The following is a 21,310-nucleotide window of genomic DNA, read 5'->3' on the forward strand; positions in this document are numbered from 1 at the left end:
GCCTCACACTCGACCGGTTCGATATATTGATCAAGGACCGCGGCACTCATGCAACACCACATCGTGTTTCTAGACCGTTCCACGCTGAGAGCGAATGTGCGCCGCCCGGCGTCTGAGCATACCTGGAACGAATACTCAACCACCGCGGCGGCTGAAATGCTCAATCGTTTAGGTGATGCCACAATCGCCATCAGCAACAAAGTGCCGTTGCGCAAGGAAACACTCTCTAAGCTGCCCAAGCTCAAGATGATTGCGGTCGCCGCCACAGGCTACGACGTTATCGACACCGATTACTGCAAGGCGCGCGGGATTGCGGTCGCGAATATCCGCAACTACGCCATTCACACTGTTCCCGAGCACGCCTTCGCGTTGATTCTGGCGCTGCGTCGAAATTTGCTCGCATATCGCCAGGACGTGGAGAACGGCGTTTGGCAGCAAGTCGATCAATTCTGTTTTTTCAACCATCCAATCGGTGACCTGTTCGGAGCTACTCTCGGCATTTTTGGCGAGGGCGCAATTGGTCAGGGCACGGCTAAAATCGCGCGCGGCTTCGGAATGCGTGTGTTATTCGCGGACCACGCTCCGCCCAAGGCTCCTGGTGTCGAATTCACGCCTCAGGACACCGTGCTGGCCGAATCTGACGTGATTTCTCTACATTGCCCGCTGACGCCTGAGTCCAGAAACATGATTGGGCTCGAGCAATTTCGCAAAATGAAAAGGACTGCGTTGCTCATCAACACCGCCCGCGGCGGCTTAGTAGACGAAGCCGCGCTGGTTCGCGCGCTCGACGAGAAATTAATTGCCGGGGCGGGATTCGATGTTCTTACCAAAGAACCGCCAAAGGAAGGCAACCCGCTGCTAAATGTGAGACGGCCCAATTTTATATTGACGCCCCACGTAGCCTGGGCTTCAGACAATGCCATGCAGTTTCTGGCCGACCAATTGATCGACAACATCGACGCCTTTGTAAGCGGCAAACCTCAAAACCTGGTGGTTTAAGGTGCCAAGTCGCAACCTCGAAAAAGTTTTGAAACCGAAAAATCTCAGCGCAGAGGAGTATTAAGTGAACATTCACGAGTATCAGGCCAAAGAACTGTTATCCAGCCTTGGCGTCGCGGTACCGCGCGGCGCGGTTGCATACAGCCCCGACCAGGCGGTATATAGCGCCACAGAACTGGGCGGCTGGCATTGGGCGGTGAAAGCGCAGATTCATTCCGGTGCCCGCGGCAAGGCGGGAGGCATCAAACTATGCAAGACCTATCACGAGGTCCACGAGGCGGCAAAGGCCATGCTAGGAAAAAAGCTGGTGACCGGCCAGACCGGACCAGAAGGAAAAATTGTCCAGAAACTTTATATCGAAGTGGCGGAGCCTTTTGAGCGCGAGCTTTATCTGGGTTACGTTCTGGATCGCAAGATCGAGCGCATTCGGGTCATCGCTTCGGCTCAAGGCGGCATGGAGATCGAGGAAATCGCCAAGAATTCTCCCAACGCAATTTTGCAGGAAATCGTGGAGCCGGCAGTAGGTTTGCAGGGCTTCCAGGCTCGCGAACTGGCGTTCGGTCTCGGGCTCAACATCAAACAGGTGGCGCGAGCGGTGAAAACCATGATGGGAGCTTACCGCGCGTTCCGGGATCTCGACGCAACCATGTTGGAAATCAACCCGCTGGTAGTGACTAAGGACGACAGGGTGCTGGCGCTCGACGCCAAGATGTCGTTCGATGAAAACGCGCTTTTCCGCCACCCCGATGTCGCGGAAATGCGCGACCCCGCGCAGGAGGACCCGCGCGAAGTACAGGCAGCCGAGCATAATCTGAATTATATCGGTCTGGACGGAGCAATCGGCTGTGTCATAAACGGCGCTGGACTGGCTATGGCGACCATGGATACCATCAAGTACGCGGGCGGCACGCCGGCGAATTTTCTGGATGTAGGCGGAGGCGCCTCGCCGGATCGAATTGCCGCCGCGTTGCGACTGGTGCTCACCGACAAGAATGTGCGCGCTATTCTGGTGAATATTTTTGCCGGAATCAACCGCTGTGATTGGGTTGCCGAAGGCATCGTGCAAGCCTACCGTGACGTGGATATCAAGGTGCCGTTCGTGGTGCGGCTGGCTGGAACCAATGTTAATGAAGGCCGCGAAATCCTGCGCGAGAGCAAACTCCCTCTTATCGTGGCGGAGACATTGCTCGAAGCGGCGCAGAAAGTTGTGGCCGCCGCTAAGTCGTCCGATAAACGCGGCGCCACGACTGCTTCATAGGAAGGACTACGATGAGCATATTGATTGACGAAAAAACCCCGGTCCTGATTCAGGGTTTTACCGGCGACAAGGGCACGTTTCACGCCAAGGAAATGATCGAGTATGGCACCAAGGTCGTGGGCGGGGTCACACCCGGCAAGGGCGGCATGAAGCACCTGGGACTGCCGGTGTTCAATACCATCAAGGAAGCCGTCGCCAAGACTGGCGCGAACGCCAGCATCACGTTCGTTCCACCTGCGTTTTGCATGGATTCAATCCTGGAGGCGGCGGATGCAGGAATCCGGCTGGTGTGTTCGATCACCGACGGCATTCCAGCGCAGGACATGATGCGGGTCAAGCGCTATCTCATGCGCTACCCGAAAGAGCGCCGCACGCTGATGGTGGGCCCTAATTGCGCAGGGATAATTAGTGCAGGAAAGGCCATGTTGGGAATTATGCCCGGGCACATTTACCAGCGTGGGACCGTGGGCATTGTATCGCGCTCCGGAACGCTCGGATATGAAGCGGCTGCCCAGCTCAAAGCGTTGGGGCTCGGTGTTACCACCAGCGTAGGTATCGGCGGAGACCCCATTAACGGCAGCTCCTTTCTCGACCATCTCGTGCTGTTCGAGCAGGATAACGAAACCGAAGCTGTGCTGATGATAGGCGAAATCGGCGGCCCGCAGGAGGCGGAAGCGGCAAAGTGGGTAAAAGAGAACATGAGCAAACCTGTTGTCGGATACGTGGCGGGGCTTACCGCACCCAAGGGCCGGCGCATGGGGCATGCAGGAGCCATCATTTCCGCAACCGGAGACAGCGCCGCGGAGAAAAGTGAAATCATGAAAAATTATGGCCTAGTGGTCGCACCTAGCGCTTCCGAGCTAGGTTCTTGTGTTGCAGACGTGCTGAAAAAGAAAAAGTCGCGAAAGGTTATTTCCTAAGCAATACCGTAGCCTTAATCTGCTGACATTGTTTCACGGCTGGCCTTGAACACCTGGATTTTCCTCTGGGCACACAAAATATGAAGCCCGACAACTTTTTTTCTCTCCCGACTCAGGCGGAGGCCATGGAGTACATGGCCTACGAGCAGCAACTGGTGAGTTTTTTGTTTGAGCTTTTGGCAGATGTCGTTGAGCGTCACGAGCCTCGGATCATCCCGATGCTGCGCGGCGAGTCGCGCCATTTTGATTTACCTGCCTCGGTGCTCGGAAGAGCGCTGCAGGCGCAAGGAATCTGGTTCCAGCTGCTCAGCATTGCCGAGGAAAATGCCGCAATGCGCCACCGTCGTCAGCTTGAGAATGAACGCGGTTATCAAAATGTGCGGGGAACTCTGGGCCAGGTTATCGCGGAAGCTGCGGGCAGCGGAACCGCGGCTGATGAAATATGCGCGCTATTAGACACTTTAAAAATCCGTCCCGTCATCACGGCGCATCCGACCGAAGCGAAACGCGTGACGGTGCTGGAAAGACACCGCAAAATATATCGTCGGCTAATGGACCTGGAATCGCCGCGCTGGACGGGCCGCGAACGTGAAAACTTGGTGGCAATGCTGAGAAACGACATCGAACTGTTGTGGTTTACGGGCGAACTTCGTTTGGAGAAACCGACTGTTTCCCAGGAAGTAGCGTGGGGTCTGCATTTTTTCAACGAGACTTTGTTTGATGCGGTGCCGGCACTGCTCGACAAGCTGGATTACGCATTGCGCCGCGCCTACCCCGGCGGGCACTTTCAGATTCCGCCCTTTTTCCAATTTGGTGCGTGGATTGGCGGCGACCGCGACGGCAACCCGCATGTTACAAACCGTGTGACCCGCGATGCGCTGTACCAAAACTGCCTGGCCAGCCTGCGCCATTATAAGTCTCGCCTTGTTGAGTTGCTGCAGACATTGAGCATAACTGAACGCGCCGCGCCCGTTACCGACAATTTCCGGGCCGCGCTGGCGCACGCGCTGGAACGCTCGGACAAAGGAGTTGCGATCTCCGCGCGCAATCCAGGAGAGCTGTTCCGTCAGTATCTAGCGTGCATGTTGCGACGGTTCGATTTTACGCTTGCTGAAGTTGAAAAAGGCCGTCCCATATCCGGCAACAAGGGCTATGCCAGCGCGGACGAATTAGTTGCGGACTTGAAGACGCTGGAGCAGGGATTGACGGAGAGCCAGGGTGAAACGCTGGCATGGTCTCTGGTCACTCCCATCCGGCGCGCAGTAGAAGCGTTCCGCTTCAGTACGGTTCGGCTGGACATTCGGGAAAACACAACGCGCATTACGCAAGCGTTGAACGAGTTGTGGCTCGCAACTCATTTTAATGACGGTGAACCACCCCGGTTTGATTCGGACGAATGGAAATCATGGCTTCTACAGCAGCTGGCAACGCCGTTGAGTCCCGGCCGCCCGGCGCCTCGCCTTTCCGCAAAAGCCAAGGAAACCTTGGGTATGTTTGGCCTCATCGCTGAGATGTGGAATGTTCTGGACAGGCAGGCATTCGGCACCTTCGTTCTCAGCATGACCCGTACCGTGAGCGATGTGCTGGGCGTGTACTTGTTGGCCAAAGAAAGCGGGCTCTTCTACGATCCTGCCGGAGTGGAATATTGCAGGCTGCCGATCACGCCGCTGTTCGAAACCATTGAAGATCTGCGGCGCGCGCCGGCAATCATGCGTGAGCTGCTCAACGTGCCGGTTATGAAGCGCAGCATCCACGCGCAGGGTGGGTACCAGGAAGTCATGATCGGTTATTCCGATTCCAACAAGGACGGCGGATTTTTTTCCAGTAATTGGGAGTTGGCAAAGGCGCAGGTCAAGCTCACGCAGCTTGGAAGGGAAACCGGTATACCGATTACTTTCTTCCACGGTCGCGGCGGTTCGGTAAGCCGCGGCGGCATTGCCACAGGACGCGCCATTGCGGCGCAGCCCGCGGGTTCCATTTGCGGACGTTTCCGTGTCACCGAACAGGGCGAAGTGGTGTCGTTCAAATACGCCAACAAGGGTACCACCGCGTACCACGTTGAAGTCTTGGCGGCGAGCGTGCTGGAACATTCGCTGAAATCAGACCGCGAGCAGGCATTACGCGCCAATCCCGAATTCGACGAAGCCATGGAAGCACTTTCGGCAACTGCGCAGGTTGCATACGGTCAACTTGCGCGCCATCCGGATTTGCCAGCCTATTTTCAGTCCGCAAGCCCGCTTGAAGAAATTTCATTGCTCAATATCGGCTCGCGCCCGACGCGCCGTTTTGGCGCGAAGAGTTTAGCCGATTTGCGTGCCATACCTTGGGTGTTCGCCTGGTCACAGAACAGGCATATCGTACCGGGTTGGTATGGCATGGGTGGCGGTCTCTCCGCTTTTCTGCAGGTTCGAGGCGCAGCAGGGCTTGGTCTGCTGCGGCGCATGTTCAATGAATCGCGGCTATTCCGCCTTATCATTGACGAGGTGGAAAAGACGTTGCTTCAAGTCGATCTGGACATCGCGCGTCAGTATGCGGGGCTGGTCGAAAATGAGCAGATTCGGGCGGAAATCTTTCACAGGATTGAGGCCGAATACCAGCTTACCCGCGAGATGGTGCTGAAGGTCAGCGAAGGCAAGGATATCGCCGAGCGCTTTCCAGAATATCGCCGGCGCTTTGGAATACGATTACCCATGCTTAATCAGATAAACCGGGAGCAGGTCGACTTACTGCGTCGCTACCGTCTGGAACCGGAGGGGGAAGCGAAAAACCTTTACCGTGATGCGCTGCTGCAATCGATCAACTGCATCGCCGCGGGTTTTGGCGCAACCGGTTAGCAAAATTTAATTTCAGTTTAGGAAAGGAACCTCATGAGCTTCACCGGCATTGAACCCGCAACCGCGCGCCTGCACCGCTCCGAGCTCGCCGTTCCTGGCACCAACACTGCTCTGTTCGAAAAGGCTGCGAAATCCGCCGCCGATATTATTTTTCTCGATTGCGAAGATGCCGTTGCTCCAGACGACAAGGAAAAGGCGCGCAAGAATATCATTCAGGCGCTGAATGAAATCAGTTGGGGAAGCAAAACCTTGATGGTGCGCATCAACGGCCTCGATACCCATTACATGTACCGTGACGTAGTGGATATCGTGGAAGCCTGCGCGCGTCTTGACATGATACTGATTCCCAAGGTCGGTGTACCGGCCGATGTTTATGCCGTGGATATGATGGTGACACAGATTGAGACGGCAAAAAAACGCTCGAAACGCATCGGGTTCGAAGTACTGATTGAAACTGCGCTAGGCATGGCCAACGTTGAAGCGATTGCACAGTCGAGCAAAAGGCTGGAAGCGATGTCGTTCGGGGTGGCCGATTACGCGGCGTCCACCCGCGCCCGCACCACGGTCATTGGCGGAGTGAACAAAGACTCGGGTGTGCTAACCGATAAGGATGCGAACGGCAACCGGCAATATTTCTGGACCGATCCCTGGCACGCAGCGCAAACGCGAATGATGGTGGCTTGCCGCGCGTATGGCCTGCGTCCGATTGACGGGCCGTTTGGCGATTTCAACGACCCGGACGGGTTTATCGCTGCAGCCAATCGCGCCGCAGTTCTCGGCTATGAAGGCAAATGGGCGATTCACCCATCGCAAATTGAATTGGCGAACAGAGTTTTCACGCCTTCTGAAGCAGAGGTAAGTAGAGCCAAACGAATCATGGAAGCCATGGCACAGGCTGCAAAAGAAGGAAAGGGTGCAGTATCGCTCGATGGGCGATTGATCGACATAGCAAGCATCCGCATGGCGGAAGCGCTGCTCAAGAAGGCTGAAGCTATCCGAGCCGGCGCGTAAAGCCCGTCGCGTCTCATTATGGGAGCGGGCGGGGTGAAGGTGAAGTCATCGTCGCTACCGCTAGTGAGGGCCGATTCTGAGAGTGGCGGTTGCGATATAGACCTCATACAAAAAACAAATCAGTGCAAAAATAAAAGCCATCATGGCGAAGATAAACAACACGCCGATCAGGCTGGGCAATTCCACGGAGAGAAACACTTCCAGAAAAAGAACCTGTACAAGCACGCAGATTAGCAGAGCACACACTGCGCTCAGGCTGATTGCCGCATATGATAGCCGGGCGCGCTTGGAAAGCACGGCAAGCCGTCTATGGAGATCTCTGCGCTCTTTCTCATCACTCGTAGACAGGCGGCCTTCAAGAACACGGGCAGAATCGACGATTCGGGCCAACCTGTTGGCGAGCACGGACAACGTCGCGCCTACGCCGGTAATGAGAAAGACCGGTCCAACTGCAAGTTGTATAGCGTGGCCAACCGCGGTGGGAGTCAAACCGTGACCGATCATAGTATCTGCTGAATCGTAGAGGAAGCCGTAGCAATTAGGGTCACAAAAGTCCAGATATCATGACGCAAGTAGTGAAAGAAAGGAAGGGTAATGCGTGGCGGGGCGGTCTGCTGCCGCGCTCTTTGACGTCGTCGGGCTTTCTATAAATTTGTTTCTAAATCAATCAGCCTATAGGGATCGGGCTGGTGAGCCAGGCGCCCAGCATTTCGCGCATGCGTGCCCAATGCGAACCTCGCCAATAAATGCGTCCGCAACCCGGGCAACGCGTAAACTCGGCGTAATGCTCGTAGATGCGATCGGGAACATGTCCAGTCACCTTGCTTTTTTCGAGGGCTTCGAGCTGAAGATTGCAATGCAGGCACAGCGTGAATGGCCGCATATGGCGCTCGAGGCCGAAGCGCACAGCAACTTCGCGCAGCTGCAATTCGGGTTTACGCGCGTGGACGAAGCAGCCGCGCGCCACGTCCCGAATTTTCAGCAGCTCGCGGTCGCGCGTGAGCACGATGCGCCGCTGGCGCGCCGCGATATCAATGATCTCATGGTCAGACATCGAGTTTTCGTACAGCGTATCAAAGCCGAGCATGCGCAGCATTCGCGCAAGGCCGCCGAGATGAGCATCCGCCACGAATTCTGGCGCCTTATCCGAGACTACTTCGACAAATCTGTGGGGGAAAACCTCGATCGCATCGCCTTCGCGCACAATGCGCGGGAGAGTCGCCGGATGATTGTTTACCAGCAATTGTCCAGCTTCAGTGTGTGGCACGCCGAGGGATTCAATCGCATGCTTGATGGTTGCGGCTCGCGCGCATACGTAATCGAACGCAACGTCTCTGCGGTCGCGGGCTATGAAGTCGGCAAGTTCCCCGTGGAACCTGAAAGTGGCGGTCGCCATGAGACCCGGTCTGATGACTCTTAATTTATTTTGACGTGGTCTTCACTTGAATGGCAGCAAAATGCCAACATAGTGAATTAGGTCGAATTTTGTTTTCTTAACGCGCTGAATATTACGAACCCAGCTTTTGCAGCAAACTCACCAAATCCTCAGCGTGCTCTTCTTCCATAGCCAGGATGCCTTCCATCATACGGCGGGTAGTGGGATCGTCGTTGCCGAGATAGACGATCATTTCCCTGTAACTGTCGATCGCGATCCGCTCGGCGACTAAGTCTTCCTTGATCATGCTAATCAGCGTGTCACCCTCGACATATTCGGCGTGGCTGCGGGTGAGCAATCCTTCCGGTGAAAAATTCGGCTCGCCTCCAAGCTGCACGATGCGCTGCGCAATTTGGTCGGCATGCATCTGTTCTTCGTTGGCATGCTCTAGGAATTCCTGCGCCACACTTGTGGCATTGATTCCAGCAGCCATGAAATGATGGCGCCTGTAGCGCAGCACACAGACTATTTCAGTGGCAAGCGCTTCGTTCAGTAATTTAATTACGGTTTCCCGGTTTCCTTTATAGCCAGGTGTAACCGCACCTTGTTCGATGTGCTGCCGCGCGCGTTTGCGCAGCGTCTTGATGTCGGTAAGAAATGGTTTGTTTGCCATGATTTTTCCCGGGGACTAGAAGGTTCGACTTTGGAGCGTAACATATTTAATTAGCGATTAGAGTAGAGATTTTCTTTATTTTGTTCATGTTCCGACCTACAGCATTCACGGTTTTATTGGTGGTTGCCGCCCTGAAACTGCCGTTGTTTGAAGGTATATACCACCCGCCCGGCTTGGTCAAAAATCACGGAGAAAATAGCGGAATAACCCCACAAGTCGGTGTAGTGATAATCCCATGACACCTGATCCAAATTAGGGAATGTTATAGTTTGAAAAGGGGGCCCAATCTTGTGCAGCACCTGTTCGTGAGTCATTCCCGCCGCGATTTGGGCGAAATGGTCTTCATCCAGCACCGGTTCGATCGCTTTGAGCGTCCCGCTTTTATCAAAGTAGACCAGGAAAGTTTGCGCACCCAAGGGTCCACGTGGATAGGCCCAAACGTCCCCGGCGGGTGTCATCCATGTGACTGTTGGTTTGCCCATGGCTTCTCGGATATCGGATTCTTTGGCAACGCCCGGCTTAAGCCCGTAGCCACTGTAGTAGGCGCAGCTTCCAAGCACCACCAAAAATACCCCAGAGAACCCTATGCGCTTGAGCAAATGGGCCGTGGCTGCCACGTGAAGTCGATAATGAAGATAATTCATTGTTTCGCGGACTGCCGGGTCCACGAATCGCGCAGCGTGGCGGCGCGGTTGAATACGGGCATGCCGGGCTTGGAGTCCTTTAAATCCGCGACAAAATAACCGTGCCGTTCGAACTGAAAACGGTCTTCGGCGTTGGCTGATGCCAGACCGGGCTCGAGATAGGCGCTGATTACTTCCTTGGAATGCGGATTCAAGAACTCCTTGTAGTCTTTGCCGCCGGCGTCCGGATGCGGATGAACAAACAGCCGGTCGTAGAGCCGCACTTCAGCCCGATGCGCATGCGCAGCAGAAAGCCAGTGAATATTGCCTTTTACTTTGCGTGCGTCTGCGCCGGCGCTGCCGCTCTTGCTTTGCGGATCATAAGTGCAGTGCACGATTTCAACTTCTCCCAGCGCGTTTTTTTCCACGCTCACGCACTTGACGATGTAAGCATAGCGCAGGCGGACTTCAGTGTTGGGCGACAGACGGAAGTAGCCTTTGGGCGGGTTTTCCATGAAATCCTCGCGCTCGATGAAAAGTGTTTTGGAAAACGGTAATTTGCGTTTGCCCATTTCCGGCTTTTGGGGATGATTGGGTGCCTCGCATTCCTCGATTTTGCCGTCCGTGTAATTGTCGATGATGAGTTTCAGCGGCCGCAGCACGGCAATGCGTCGTTCAGCGCGCTCATTCAAATCGTCGCGCAGCGCTTCTTCCAACAAGCCGACGTCAATCCACGAATCCGCTTTGGAGACTCCGATGCGGTCGCAAAAGAGGCGTATGGATTCTGGTGTATAGCCGCGGCGGCGCACGCCGACCAGGGTATTCATGCGTGGGTCGTCCCAGCCGTCCACATACTTGCCGTCGACAAGTTCAATGAGTTTCCTTTTGCTCATCACGGTATACGTGAGGTTCAATCGCGCGAATTCTATTTGTTGCGGCAACGGGCGCTTAAGCAGCTTATGCGTGGCCAGTTGTTCTAATACCCAGTCATAAAGTGGATGGTGATCTTCGAATTCCAAGGTGCAGATTGAGTGAGTAATGTTTTCCAGCGCATCGGAAATGCAGTGTGTGTAGTCGTATAACGGGTAAATGCACCATTTGCCGCCGGTGCGGTGGTGATCCGCGTGTCTGATGCGGTAAATTGCAGGATCCCGCATGTTGATGTTGGGCGATGCCATGTCGATCTTGAGCCTCAGCACGTGGGTGCCGTCTGGAAACTCTCCTGCTTTCATGCGCCGGAACAAGTCGAGATTTTCCTTGATTGAGCGGTTGCGATAGGGACTTTCTTTGCCGGCTTCAGTCAAGGTCCCGCGATACTCGCGAATCTGGTCGGCGCTGAGGCTGTCTACGTAAGCTTTGCCGGTTTTAATGAAATGCTCGGCAAACTCATAGAGTTTGTCGAAATAGTCGGATGCATAATAAAGGTGTTTGCCCCAGTCGAAACCCAGCCAGTGCACCGAATCGAGGATTGAATCCACATATTCCTGTTCCTCCTTGGTCGGGTTGGTATCGTCAAAGCGCATGTGGCATTCACCGCCATAATCCCGCGCCAGGCCGAAGTTGAGGCAAATCGATTTGGCATGGCCGATGTGCAGATAGCCATTGGGCTCCGGTGGAAAGCGCGTTTCCACCCGCCCACCCCATTTACCCGTGGCGTTGTCCTGGTCAATGAGGTTGCGGATAAAGTTGGGCGCGGCAGGCGATTCAGGAGACGTTTTTCCCATATTCGGAAGCTCTTTTAACATAAACCGGCATGAAAGTTAAAGAAAAAATTCCGACTTTTGTACCAAATGCTGAGGCAAATTCCACGCGAGAAGTCCTTGCAATAACGGTAAATGCTCGCGCCAGACCCGAGCCCGGTCATTTTATCCTATTTGATTCGCTTAAATATTTTGCTAGAATGGCGGAGTAAGAAATGGAGATGGGCTTTCAGCCCATTTTTTGTTTGTGATATTGATTATGGCGGATCTTCGGGCAAAAGTGGAAGCGGCCGTGAACGGCTTTGGGTTTGAACTCGTAGACATGGAAATGTCGGCGGGGGGGAAGCTGCTGAGAGTGTTTATCGACAAGTCGGGTGGAGTTAACGTAGACGATTGCGCCCGCGTCAGCAACCATCTTAGCCGCGTGTTTGCAGTGGAAAACCTCGATTACGAGAGGCTGGAGATTTCGTCCCCGGGATTGGACCGGGTACTAAAAAAAAGCGCGGATTTCGAGCGTTTTTCTGGAGAGAGAGCGCAAATCAAGGTGCGGGCGCCTGTATGCGGCCAGCGAAATTTTGTGGGCGTGCTTCGCGGGATCAATGGCGGGTTTTTGCAGCTTGAAGTGGACGGCAGGATGCTGGCGTTGGACATGGCCAATCTGGAAAAAGCCCGCCTGATCCCCAATCTATAGCTGGAGGTCGTTGGTTATGAGTCGTGAAATTTTATTGCTCGTGGATGCCCTGGCGCGCGAAAAAAGCGTTGACCGGGACATCGTTTTTGCAGCTTTGGAATTGGCGCTTGCGTCCGCCACCAAGAAGCGTTTTCACGATGATGTCGAAGTGCGGGTATCGGTGGACCGCAGCAGCGGAGAATACGCGACGTTCCGACGCTGGCAGGTGGTGCCCGACGAGGAACTGGAAGCGCCGACGCGCCAAATGACCTTGCAGCAGGCACAAAATCGCGGTCCGGAAATTCAGCTCGGCGAATATATTGAAGAGCCGCTCGAAGCCGTGGAGTTCGGGCGCATCGGTGCGCAAACCGCGAAGCAGGTCATATTGCAGAAAATACGCGACGCCGAGCGCGAGCAAATCCTGAACGATTTCCTGCAACGCAAGGAGCAGCTGGTAACCGGCGTGATCAAGCGCATGGAGCGCGGCAATGCGATGATCGAATCGGGCCGAATTGAAGCGTTGTTGCCGCGTGATCAGATGATTCCTAAGGAGAACTTGAGAGTCGGTGACCGGGTGCGCGCATATCTGATGCGCGTCGACCGCAACAGCCGCGGGCCGCAGTTGATTTTGTCGCGCATTGTTCCCGAATTTCTGATGAAGCTGTTTGAACTTGAAGTTCCGGAAATCGAAGAGGGTTTGCTGGAAATAAAATCTGCTGCAAGGGATCCGGGTTCACGCGCCAAAATTGCGGTGAAAGCGAACGACCAGCGCATAGATCCAATCGGAACCTGCGTTGGAATGCGCGGATCACGGGTACAGGCGGTGACCGGGGAGCTGGCTGGAGAGCGCGTAGATATTATACTGTGGTCGCCCGACGCCGCACAGTTCGTGATCAACGCCCTGGCGCCTGCAGAGGTGAGCAGCATCATGGTGGATGAAGAAAAGCACAGCATGGATATTGTGGTGGAGGAGGAAAACCTGGCTCAGGCGATCGGCCGCAACGGGCAAAATGTGAGATTGGCGTCAGAACTCACCGGCTGGGCGCTCAATATCATGACGGTTGCGGAGTCTCAGAAAAAAAGCACCGAGGAATCGGCGAATGTCAAGAAGCTCTTCATGGAGCGGCTGGACGTGGACGAGGAGGTCGCGGATATTCTGGTGCAGGAGGGTTTCAACACGCTCGAGGAAGTGGCTTACGTGCCGCTCAATGAAATGCTCGAAATCGAGGCCCTGGACGAAGAGACGGTCAATGAGCTGAGGAGCCGTGCTCGAAACGCGCTGCTTAACGAAGCGATTGCCAGCGAAGAGCGGGTGGAACATGATGCCGAGGATTTATTGACCCTGGAAGGAATGGACAGTCAAACGGCACGGATGTTGGCTGCCAAAGGTGTAACGACCAAGGAAGGGCTGGCTGATTTGGCAGTGGATGACTTGCTGGAAATCACCGGCATGGATGCCGACCGCGCCAAGAAGCTCATCATGACGGCGCGCGCGCCTTGGTTCGCTTGATGAGGCTAAGGGCACGGTTTAGGAAATAAGAGCCATGGCACAGATGAATGTTGAGCAATTTGCCCGCGAGCTGATGCTGGATCCGTTGCGCCTGATCGAACAATTGCAGGCGGCCGGGGTCAACAAGAGGCTCGCCGAAGATTTACTTACCGAGCAGGACAAGACTCAGTTGCTGGAGTACCTGCACCGGGTTCACGGGGCCAAAGACCAGAAAAAGAAAATCACGCTGACCCGCAGGCAAACTTCCGAAATCAAAAAATCAGACAATACCGGAAAGGCGCGCACGATTCAGATCGAGGTGCGCAAAAAACGCGTGTTTGTGAAACGCGACGAGACGGCAGCCGACGAGGAAGAACGTAAAATCGCTGCGCCGGTGCTGGATGCCCAGCAGCTGGCTCTGCGCGAGGAAGAAGCCAAAAAACAGGCGGAACTGATAGCGCGGCAAAGCGAAGAGCTGCGCGATAAACATGAGAGAAAACGCAAGAAACCCGAAATCAAGACCGAAGAGGCGCAGCAGGCCAAACCGCTGCCGACAGCCACGCTGACTCAGCTCGTTCCATCCGGAACCGGAGGCACCTTGCATAAACCGGCAGTGACCCCGGAAAAAGCCGCGAAATCGCAAAAGAAGGCTAAGAAGCAGCCCAAGGTCATCTGGCAGGACGAAACCGCTCGCAGACGCACGATCAAAACCCGGGGCGATTTTACCGGCGGGCAGGGCTGGCGGGAGCGTAAAGCACCCAAGCCGAGGCAACTTCAACAAGAAAGCCAACCTCAACAGCCACATGCATTCTCTATGCCCACCGAGGCGATGGTGCACGAAGTTCTGGTACCCGAGACCATTACGGTCGCCACACTTGCCCAGAAAATGTCGGTGAAGGCTGCGGAAGTCATTAAGGTGCTAATGAACATGGGCACAATGGTCACCATTAACCAAGTGCTCGACCAGGACACCGCGATGATCGTGGTGGAGGAGATGGGACACATCGCCAAACGGGCTAAACTGGATGATCCCGAATCCTTCTTAACTGAAGACCAGCTACCCAAGGAAGCAACGTTATTGCCGCGCGCTCCGGTGGTTACGGTGATGGGACATGTGGACCACGGCAAGACTTCGCTGCTTGACTATATCCGCCGCACGCGCGTGGCAAGCGGCGAAGCCGGGGGAATTACTCAGCATATCGGCGCGTATCACGTTGAAACCCCCAGAGGCATGATTACATTTCTTGATACGCCGGGACATGAAGCGTTTACTGCCATGCGCGCGCGCGGCGCAAAGGCAACCGATATTGTAATTCTCGTGGTGGCCGCGGATGACGGCGTGATGCCGCAGACCGTTGAAGCCGTGCATCACGCCAAAGCCGCCAAGGTTCCAATCGTGGTCGCAGTAAACAAAATTGACAAGCCGGAGGCCAATCCCGAGCGCATCAAACAGGAGCTCGTGGCGCAGGAAGTCGTGCCTGAAGGTTGGGGCGGCGATACCATGTTTGTCGAGGTTTCCGCCAAGACGGGGAAGGGCATCGACGCGCTGCTGGAGAGCGTACTATTGCAAGCCGAAGTACTCGAGCTCAAAGCGCCACGTGATACCCCCGCCAGGGGCTTGGTGATCGAGTCGCGGTTAGATAAAGGACGTGGACCGGTTGCCACAATTCTAGTGCAGTCGGGCACCTTGCAGCGGGGCGACGTGCTGCTGGCGGGAGCTGTGTTTGGGCGCGTGCGCGCGATGTTTGATGAAGCGGGACGCGCGGTGCAGGAAGCCGGACCTTCGATACCCGTGGAAATCCAGGGTTTATCGGATGTGCCTGTAGCGGGTGAGCAAGCCCAGGTTCTAGGCGACGAACGCAAAGCGAGGGAAATCGCTCTGTTCCGCCAAGGCAAATTCCGAGACGTGAAGCTTGCCAAGCAACAGGCGGCCAAACTCGAAAATGTGTTCGACCAAATGGGGGAGGGCGAGGCTAAAACACTTTCCCTGGTGATCAAAGCCGATGTGCAAGGTTCATATGAAGCTCTCGCGCATGCTCTTCAAAAACTTTCCACCGGAGAAGTCAAGGTCAATATCATACACAGCGGAGTCGGAGCCATAACCGAATCGGACATCAACCTGGCGCTCGCTTCGAAGGCCGTCGTGATCGGCTTTAACACCCGGGCCGACAGTACCGCACGCAAACTTATAAGCAATGCTGGCGTGGATGTGCGGTACTACAATGTCATATACGACGCGGTGGACGAAATCAAGGCTGCGCTGTCCGGAATGCTGGCTCCCGAGCGCAAGGAGAACATCCTCGGTCTGGTGGACGTGCGGCAGGTATTTCAAATTTCCAAAGTGGGTGTCGTGGCGGGCTGTTATGTTTTGGAGGGCCTGATCAAACGTAATTCCATGGTGCGGGTGCTGCGCGATAATGTCGTGATACACAGTGGAGAGCTGGATTCACTGAAGCGCTTTAAGGACGATGCGCGGGAAGTAAAAGCGGGCTTTGAATGCGGCCTGTCGATCAAGAATTACAATGACATTAAAGTTGGCGACCAGTTGGAAATTTACGAAGTCGTTGAAGTCGCAAGAACACTGTAGGGAAATTGGGGCTAATAACGCCCGGGTTGTCGACGCGTTACCTGACAGTTTTGCCACTAACCCCTTGTCACACCATTAATCGCGGATATTCGCGGTGCCAAAAGACTATCCTAGAACACGGCGCGTCGCTCAACAGATCCGAAGGGAACTGGCGGAAATCATGCATCATGAGTTAAAGGATCCTCGAATACGCATGATTACGCTTACCGACGCCGAAGTATCGCCGGACTACGCTCATGCCAAGATTTTTTTTACGCACCTTGGAGAATCCTGTCAAACGGCAGAAATCTTGAGCGGCCTGGAACACGCTGCGGGGTTTCTCCGCAGCCAGCTCGCGCATCGCCTCAAACTTTACGCGGTGCCGGAACTGCATTTCATATACGACAGCTCGGTTGAACGCGGCATGCGGCTCTCCAGCCTAATCGACCAAGCGGTTTCGGAAGACAAGAAACATACGTCTTAACTAACCTTGCGCAAGAGGCAAATCAACGGGGTATTGCTACTCGATAAGCCGGCAGGGCTCACCTCCAACGCTGCGTTGCAGAAGGTAAAGTCGTTTTTTCAGTCCGCGAAAGGCGGGCACACTGGGACGTTGGATCCGCTGGCGACGGGTCTACTCCCGGTTTGTCTCGGCGAAGCGACAAAGTTTTCGCAGAGCTTACTGGATTCGGGCAAGTGCTATGAAGCCGTTGTAAGGCTAGGAGAGACCACTTCAACGGGTGATGCCGAAGGAGAAATCCTCCAGCAGCGACCCGTCGATGTTTCTGCGGCGCGGGTGGAAGCGGCATTGAACTCTTTGGTCGGCAACCTGAGCCAGATTCCACCCATGTATTCCGCGCTAAAGCACCGGGGAAAACCGCTTTACGCCTATGCAAGGGAAGGCAAGCTGGTGGAACGGGCGCCGCGGACTGTGCGCATTGAAACTTTACGACTCGATCGCATGATGGGCCAAGATATTATGGTTACGATTCACTGCAGCAAAGGCACCTATATCCGCGTATTGGCCGAAGACTTGGGGCAAATAATCGGTTGTGGCGCACATTTGAAGATGCTACGACGGACTCGGGTCGGGCCCTTCCGTCTGGATGAGGCCTACACTCTGCAGCGGCTTGAGGCGATGAACTTGGAACAAAGGGATGCGAGCCTTCTGCCAATAGAAAGTCTATTGCTGGCGCACCCGAAAATACTTCTTGACGATGAAAATTGCCGCAGTTTTGTGCGTGGCAATACTGTAAAGCAAACTGCTTCCACGTTCGGCGGAATCGTGAGGATCTATAGTTTGAAACAGGGGCTTATCGGTCTTGGTGAAATTACGCCGGAAGGCGAGATAAAGCCCAAGCGCCTGCTCGCCACAAGCGCGTAATATTGTGAGGAAGCAGCGACGGGTGATTGTTGGAACTCATGCGCGAGCACAATTGCGACTTGAGCAAACAAGCCTATAAAAGGTAAAATAGCGTTTTTTGCCCCGGAGAGCAGTTAATGTCGGTAACGAGCAGCCAAAAATCAAAAATTGTGCAGGATTTCCAAACAGCCAAGGGCGATACCGGTTCCCCGGAAGTACAGGTTGCGCTGCTGACCGCGCGCATCAATGATCTGACCGAGCATTTCAAGGTGCATGTAAAAGATCATCACTCACGCCAAGGTCTGTTGCGCATGGTCAGCCGCCGCCGCAAACTGCTGGATTATCTTATGAGTCACAGTGCCGATCGCTACCGCAAGTTGATCGAACGACTTGGTCTGCGAAAATAATGCTTAAATTATGCTGCCACATCGGTGTTCGGTAATGAAGCGACAGCTTTCGTGCTGAACCGACGAATTCTCAAAGGTAAGCCGTTTTGAAGCAAATCAAAAAAAGTTTTCGTTTTGGAGATCACGAAGTCACCCTTGAAACCGGTGAAATGGCGCGCCAAGCGACCGGCGCCGTCATGGTCAACATGGATGACACGGTGGTGCTGGTTACGGTGGTCGGAGCAAAGCAGGCAACATCCGGTCAGGATTTTTTCCCACTTACAGTAGATTACCAAGAACGTACGTATGCCGCTGGGAAAATTCCCGGCGGCTTTTTTAAGCGTGAAGGCCGTCCCTCGGAGAAGGAAACGCTGACCTCGCGTTTGATCGACCGCCCCTTGCGACCCCTGTTTCCGGAAGGCTTTTACAATGAGGTGCAAATCATTGCGACAGTCGTTTCTTCAAACAATGAAATTGATTCCGACATCCCCGCTATGCTGGGTGCCTCCGCGGCGCTGGCAATTTCCGGGATTCCGTTTGACGGGCCAATTGGGGCAGCGAGGGTAGGGTTTGTCGACGGCGAATACATATTGAATCCCACTGCCACGCAGTTAAAATCGTCTCTGCTGGATCTGGTTGTTGCGGGCACGGAACAAGCGGTTTTGATGGTCGAGTCGGAGGCGCGGGAACTACCTGAAGACGTCATGCTTGGTGCCGTGATATTCGGTCACCGGGAAATGCAGGCGGCTATCACAGCCATCAACGAGCTTGCAGATGAGGCAGGCACGCCGCTTTGGGACCACCAGCCTCCAGCTAAGGACGAGGCGCTGGTCGCTCGAGTCGGTCAGTTGGCGGAAGCTGAATTACGCAAGGCCTATGAGCTCAGGCAAAAGCAAGCACGCAGTCAAGAGATAGACGCGATTCGCAGCCGGGTGCTGGAGGAACTGAAAGGCGACAACCCCGATTCTGAGCGCGAGAACCTTGTGAAAGCCGTTTTCGTGGAGCTGGAAGCTAAAATAGTACGCAGCCAGATTCTGAACGGCGAGCCTCGCATTGACGGACGTGACACGCGCACCGTCCGGCCGATTGCCATCCGCACCGGTGTATTGCCACGTGCTCACGGCTCGGCGCTGTTTACTCGGGGTGAAACGCAGGCATTGGTGGTCGCCACACTTGGCACTGCACGCGACGGACAGATTATCGATGCGCTCCAGGGCGAATATACCGACCGTTTCATACTTCATTACAACATGCAGCCTTATGCTACCGGGGAAACCGGTCGCGTCGGTTCGCCCAAGCGGCGCGAAATCGGCCATGGCAGGCTGGCAAAGCGTGCATTGATCGGTGTGTTGCCGACGGTGGAGGAATTCGGATATGCCATGCGCGTGGTATCCGAAATCACCGCATCTAACGGTTCGAGCTCGATGGCCTCGGTGTGCGGGGGGTGTCTTGCACTTATGGACGCAGGTGTTCCAATCAAGGCGCATGTCGCCGGGATCGCCATGGGACTTATCAAGGAAGGTAACCGGTTCGCTGTGCTCACCGATATTTTAGGCGATGAAGATCATCTTGGTGACATGGACTTCAAGGTCGCGGGCACTGAAAAAGGCATAACCGCATTGCAAATGGATATCAAGATACAGGGCATCACCAAGGAAATCATGCGCGTTGCGCTCAACCAGGCACGCGATGGTCGCATGCACATTCTTGAAATGATGAAACAGACCCTGCCCAGTGCGCGCGGGGAAATTTCAGTTTACGCTCCGCGCATCATGACCATAAAAATCAAACCGGAAAAAATCCGCGATGTAATCGGCAAAGGCGGAGCGGTGATCCGCGCGCTTACGGAAGAAACCGGAACCTCAATTGATATCGCGGAAGACGGAACCGTGACCATCGCTTGCGCCGCCTCGGAAGGTTGTCTGCTCGCGAAGAAGCGCATAGAAGATATTACTGCCGAAGTCGAAGTGGGGCGGGTTTATGAAGGCACCGTGCTTAAGCTTCTGGATTTCGGCGCGATTGTCAGCGTGTTGCCGGGTAAAGACGGACTGCTGCACATCTCGCAAATTGCCAATGAGCGCGTGAACAGTGTGGCGGAATATCTCAGGGAAGGGCAGACGGTTAAAGTGAAGGTACTGGAAGCTGACGAAAAGGGCCGGCTGCGCTTGAGCATGAAGGCCGTTGCCACGGAAACCACAGCCGCTTCGCAAAGTTAAGTTTTCCGTGCAAAAAAAGCAAAGGGGCGGTCGAACAAACCGCCCCTTGTGATTTCCGGCGCAGAAAAAAGACTATTTAGCTACCTGCTTCTCCCGCAGCTCGTCCAGCGTTTTGCAGTCTATGCACAAGGTCGCGGTGGGACGCGCTTCAAGGCGCTTCAGGCCGATTTCAACACCGCAGTTTTCGCAATATCCATATTCCCCCGAGTCGATTTTACCGATGGTCTCTTCGATTTTCTTGATGAGCTTACGCTCGCGGTCGCGGTTGCGCAGTTCTAGAGCCATGTCTGATTCCTGGCTGGCGCGATCATTTGGATCGGCAAAAATCGTTGCTTCGTCCTGCATGGTGTGCACCGTCCGGTCTATATCCTGGCTCAACTCGACTTTCAGGGCTTCCAGGATCTTTCGGAAGTGCCCACGCTGCTTCGGATTCATGTATTCTTCCCCTTTTTTTGGCACGTAGGGGGTGATTTGTTTATGTAGCTCCGGGGACATCTTCGTAGCATCCATTATTGGAAAAACGCCTTGATATCAGAAAACGAATTATACCGCAAGTCCAATCCGCTCGATTTGATTTTTGCTGCACGGTGAATTGACCTTTGTTTGGGTCAAGAGTATATTTACGCCCTTCCGGGGTGTAGCGCAGCCTGGTAGCGCGCTTGCTTTGGGAGCAAGATGTCGGGAGTTCAAATCTCTCCACCCCGACCAAGTCTCAAACCCGGTTGCTGGGCTCAACATTTTTTCGCAGGCGGTTGCTTTGGCTACAGTGCCCGTAGCTCAACCGGATAGAGCACCAGCCTTCTAAGCTGGGGGTTGTGGGTTCGATTCCCGCCGGGCACGCCATACTTGATGCTTTGATACCGAGTCGCGTGCCGACATGCTTGCTTCAATGGTGGACGTAGCTCAATGGTAGAGTCCCGGATTGTGATTCCGGTTGTTGTGGGTTCGAATCCCATCGTCCACCCCAAAATTTCAGAACGTCCAAACAACCCCCTACATGCTTCGAATCTGTTCGCAAATCAAGTGCTGCGAACGCGCTCTTTTTCGAGCCTTTCGAACGCCGATCGAATGAGCTCCTGACTAATGCTGCCAAGAAAGATGTTTCTCAGGGAGTTGCAGCGGTGCCATCGTATCGCACAATTCTGGGCAGAATTAGGGCGCCAAGACCAAATCAGATGATGTGCGATTTGCGAGAGAGCAATTACTCCCAAATCATGGAAGTGCGGT

The 21,310-nt window shown here is 54.7% G+C and carries 18 protein-coding genes and 3 tRNA genes; 15 read left to right on the plus strand and 6 right to left on the minus strand.

Annotated features, from left to right (window positions below; translation table 11 throughout):
- Window positions 1–48: 48 nt before the first annotated feature.
- From VLV32_02715 to VLV32_02735, 5 genes are all read left to right on the plus strand, one after another.
- A complete protein-coding gene (locus tag VLV32_02715; protein HUL40810.1) occupies window positions 49–999 on the plus strand; it encodes a D-2-hydroxyacid dehydrogenase in 951 nt (316 codons plus the stop codon).
- Between the two features lie 64 nt (window positions 1,000–1,063).
- Window positions 1,064–2,257 carry a malate--CoA ligase subunit beta gene (locus VLV32_02720; protein ID HUL40811.1) on the plus strand — a complete coding sequence of 398 codons (1,194 nt, stop codon included), beginning with the start codon at window positions 1,064–1,066 and terminating at the stop codon, window positions 2,255–2,257.
- Between the two features lie 11 nt (window positions 2,258–2,268).
- Window positions 2,269–3,177 (plus strand): succinate--CoA ligase subunit alpha, encoded by a 909-nt coding sequence (gene sucD, locus VLV32_02725; GenBank protein ID HUL40812.1) that lies wholly within the window; start codon window positions 2,269–2,271, stop codon window positions 3,175–3,177.
- Between the two features lie 80 nt (window positions 3,178–3,257).
- Window positions 3,258–6,011, plus strand: a complete 2,754-nt coding sequence (locus VLV32_02730) for a phosphoenolpyruvate carboxylase (protein ID HUL40813.1) — start codon at window positions 3,258–3,260, stop codon at window positions 6,009–6,011.
- Between the two features lie 33 nt (window positions 6,012–6,044).
- Window positions 6,045–7,022, plus strand: a complete 978-nt coding sequence (locus VLV32_02735; protein ID HUL40814.1) for a CoA ester lyase — start codon at window positions 6,045–6,047, stop codon at window positions 7,020–7,022.
- 60 nt (window positions 7,023–7,082) lie between these two features.
- Here VLV32_02735 and VLV32_02740 read toward each other — a convergent pair whose 3' ends face one another.
- From VLV32_02740 to VLV32_02760, 5 genes are all read right to left on the minus strand, one after another.
- A complete protein-coding gene (locus tag VLV32_02740; protein HUL40815.1) occupies window positions 7,083–7,526 on the minus strand; it encodes a DUF2721 domain-containing protein in 444 nt (147 codons plus the stop codon).
- Between the two features lie 163 nt (window positions 7,527–7,689).
- Window positions 7,690–8,418 carry a Mut7-C RNAse domain-containing protein gene (locus tag VLV32_02745; protein ID HUL40816.1) on the minus strand — a complete coding sequence of 243 codons (729 nt, stop codon included), beginning with the start codon at window positions 8,416–8,418 and terminating at the stop codon, window positions 7,690–7,692.
- Window positions 8,419–8,530: 112 nt separating this feature from the next.
- Complete coding sequence (locus VLV32_02750) at window positions 8,531–9,070, minus strand: ferritin-like domain-containing protein (GenBank protein HUL40817.1); 540 nt, start codon at window positions 9,068–9,070, stop codon at window positions 8,531–8,533.
- Between the two features lie 113 nt (window positions 9,071–9,183).
- Window positions 9,184–9,714 (minus strand): hypothetical protein, encoded by a 531-nt coding sequence (locus tag VLV32_02755; protein HUL40818.1) that lies wholly within the window; start codon window positions 9,712–9,714, stop codon window positions 9,184–9,186.
- A complete protein-coding gene (locus tag VLV32_02760; protein ID HUL40819.1) occupies window positions 9,711–11,417 on the minus strand; it encodes a glutamine--tRNA ligase/YqeY domain fusion protein in 1,707 nt (568 codons plus the stop codon). Before VLV32_02760 ends, VLV32_02755 begins: the two co-directional genes overlap by 4 nt.
- Window positions 11,418–11,652: 235 nt before the next feature.
- On the opposite strand from VLV32_02760, the gene rimP reads away from it, so the two are divergent.
- The 7 genes from rimP to pnp all read left to right on the plus strand — a co-directional run bounded on the left by rimP (window position 11,653) and on the right by pnp (window position 20,083).
- Window positions 11,653–12,084, plus strand: coding sequence for a ribosome maturation factor RimP (gene rimP / locus VLV32_02765; protein HUL40820.1), 432 nt, complete (start codon window positions 11,653–11,655; stop codon window positions 12,082–12,084).
- A 16-nt stretch (window positions 12,085–12,100) separates the two neighbouring features.
- Window positions 12,101–13,573 (plus strand): transcription termination factor NusA, encoded by a 1,473-nt coding sequence (gene nusA, locus VLV32_02770; protein HUL40821.1) that lies wholly within the window; start codon window positions 12,101–12,103, stop codon window positions 13,571–13,573.
- Between the two features lie 34 nt (window positions 13,574–13,607).
- On the plus strand, window positions 13,608–16,139 hold the full coding sequence (infB, locus tag VLV32_02775; GenBank protein ID HUL40822.1) for a translation initiation factor IF-2: 2,532 nt from the start codon (window positions 13,608–13,610) through the stop codon (window positions 16,137–16,139).
- Window positions 16,140–16,224: 85 nt separating this feature from the next.
- Window positions 16,225–16,602 carry a 30S ribosome-binding factor RbfA gene (gene rbfA / locus VLV32_02780; protein ID HUL40823.1) on the plus strand — a complete coding sequence of 126 codons (378 nt, stop codon included), beginning with the start codon at window positions 16,225–16,227 and terminating at the stop codon, window positions 16,600–16,602.
- A gap of 6 nt (window positions 16,603–16,608) precedes the next feature.
- Window positions 16,609–17,502: a tRNA pseudouridine(55) synthase TruB gene (gene truB / locus VLV32_02785; protein HUL40824.1), complete on the plus strand. Its 894-nt coding sequence runs from the start codon at window positions 16,609–16,611 to the stop codon at window positions 17,500–17,502.
- 116 nt (window positions 17,503–17,618) lie between these two features.
- The gene (gene rpsO, locus VLV32_02790; GenBank protein HUL40825.1) at window positions 17,619–17,888 is read left to right on the plus strand and encodes a 30S ribosomal protein S15; all 270 of its coding nucleotides are present in this window, start codon (window positions 17,619–17,621) and stop codon (window positions 17,886–17,888) included.
- 86 nt (window positions 17,889–17,974) lie between these two features.
- A complete protein-coding gene (pnp, locus tag VLV32_02795; protein HUL40826.1) occupies window positions 17,975–20,083 on the plus strand; it encodes a polyribonucleotide nucleotidyltransferase in 2,109 nt (702 codons plus the stop codon).
- A 72-nt stretch (window positions 20,084–20,155) separates the two neighbouring features.
- Here pnp and dksA read toward each other — a convergent pair whose 3' ends face one another.
- Window positions 20,156–20,518, minus strand: a complete 363-nt coding sequence (gene dksA, locus VLV32_02800; protein HUL40827.1) for an RNA polymerase-binding protein DksA — start codon at window positions 20,516–20,518, stop codon at window positions 20,156–20,158.
- Between the two features lie 196 nt (window positions 20,519–20,714).
- Between dksA and VLV32_02805 the strand changes: the two genes are divergently transcribed.
- From VLV32_02805 to VLV32_02815, 3 genes are all read left to right on the plus strand, one after another.
- Window positions 20,715–20,791 (plus strand) — tRNA-Pro (locus VLV32_02805).
- Window positions 20,792–20,849: 58 nt separating this feature from the next.
- Window positions 20,850–20,926 (plus strand) — tRNA-Arg (locus VLV32_02810).
- Between the two features lie 49 nt (window positions 20,927–20,975).
- Window positions 20,976–21,050 (plus strand) — tRNA-His (locus VLV32_02815).
- Window positions 21,051–21,310 lie beyond the last annotated feature (260 nt).

Source organism: Burkholderiales bacterium, assembly GCA_035518095.1.
In the GTDB taxonomy this organism is placed as follows: domain Bacteria; phylum Pseudomonadota; class Gammaproteobacteria; order Burkholderiales; family JAHFRG01; genus JAHFRG01.

What these genes read in the sequence shown, in the direction of transcription:
- VLV32_02715 (HUL40810.1), top strand. Translation starts at nt 49, where the DNA reads ATGCAACACCACATCGTGTTTCTAGACCGTTCCACGCTGAGAGCGAAT.
- sucD (HUL40812.1), top strand. Translation starts at nt 2,269, where the DNA reads ATGAGCATATTGATTGACGAAAAAACCCCGGTCCTGATTCAGGGTTTT.
- VLV32_02730 (HUL40813.1), top strand. Translation starts at nt 3,258, where the DNA reads ATGAAGCCCGACAACTTTTTTTCTCTCCCGACTCAGGCGGAGGCCATG.
- VLV32_02735 (HUL40814.1), top strand. Translation starts at nt 6,045, where the DNA reads ATGAGCTTCACCGGCATTGAACCCGCAACCGCGCGCCTGCACCGCTCC.
- VLV32_02740 (HUL40815.1), bottom strand. Translation starts at nt 7,526, where the DNA reads ATGATCGGTCACGGTTTGACTCCCACCGCGGTTGGCCACGCTATACAA.
- VLV32_02745 (HUL40816.1), bottom strand. Translation starts at nt 8,418, where the DNA reads ATGGCGACCGCCACTTTCAGGTTCCACGGGGAACTTGCCGACTTCATA.
- VLV32_02750 (HUL40817.1), bottom strand. Translation starts at nt 9,070, where the DNA reads ATGGCAAACAAACCATTTCTTACCGACATCAAGACGCTGCGCAAACGC.
- VLV32_02755 (HUL40818.1), bottom strand. Translation starts at nt 9,714, where the DNA reads ATGAATTATCTTCATTATCGACTTCACGTGGCAGCCACGGCCCATTTG.
- VLV32_02760 (HUL40819.1), bottom strand. Translation starts at nt 11,417, where the DNA reads ATGGGAAAAACGTCTCCTGAATCGCCTGCCGCGCCCAACTTTATCCGC.
- rimP (HUL40820.1), top strand. Translation starts at nt 11,653, where the DNA reads ATGGCGGATCTTCGGGCAAAAGTGGAAGCGGCCGTGAACGGCTTTGGG.
- nusA (HUL40821.1), top strand. Translation starts at nt 12,101, where the DNA reads ATGAGTCGTGAAATTTTATTGCTCGTGGATGCCCTGGCGCGCGAAAAA.
- infB (HUL40822.1), top strand. Translation starts at nt 13,608, where the DNA reads ATGGCACAGATGAATGTTGAGCAATTTGCCCGCGAGCTGATGCTGGAT.
- rpsO (HUL40825.1), top strand. Translation starts at nt 17,619, where the DNA reads ATGTCGGTAACGAGCAGCCAAAAATCAAAAATTGTGCAGGATTTCCAA.
- dksA (HUL40827.1), bottom strand. Translation starts at nt 20,518, where the DNA reads ATGAATCCGAAGCAGCGTGGGCACTTCCGAAAGATCCTGGAAGCCCTG.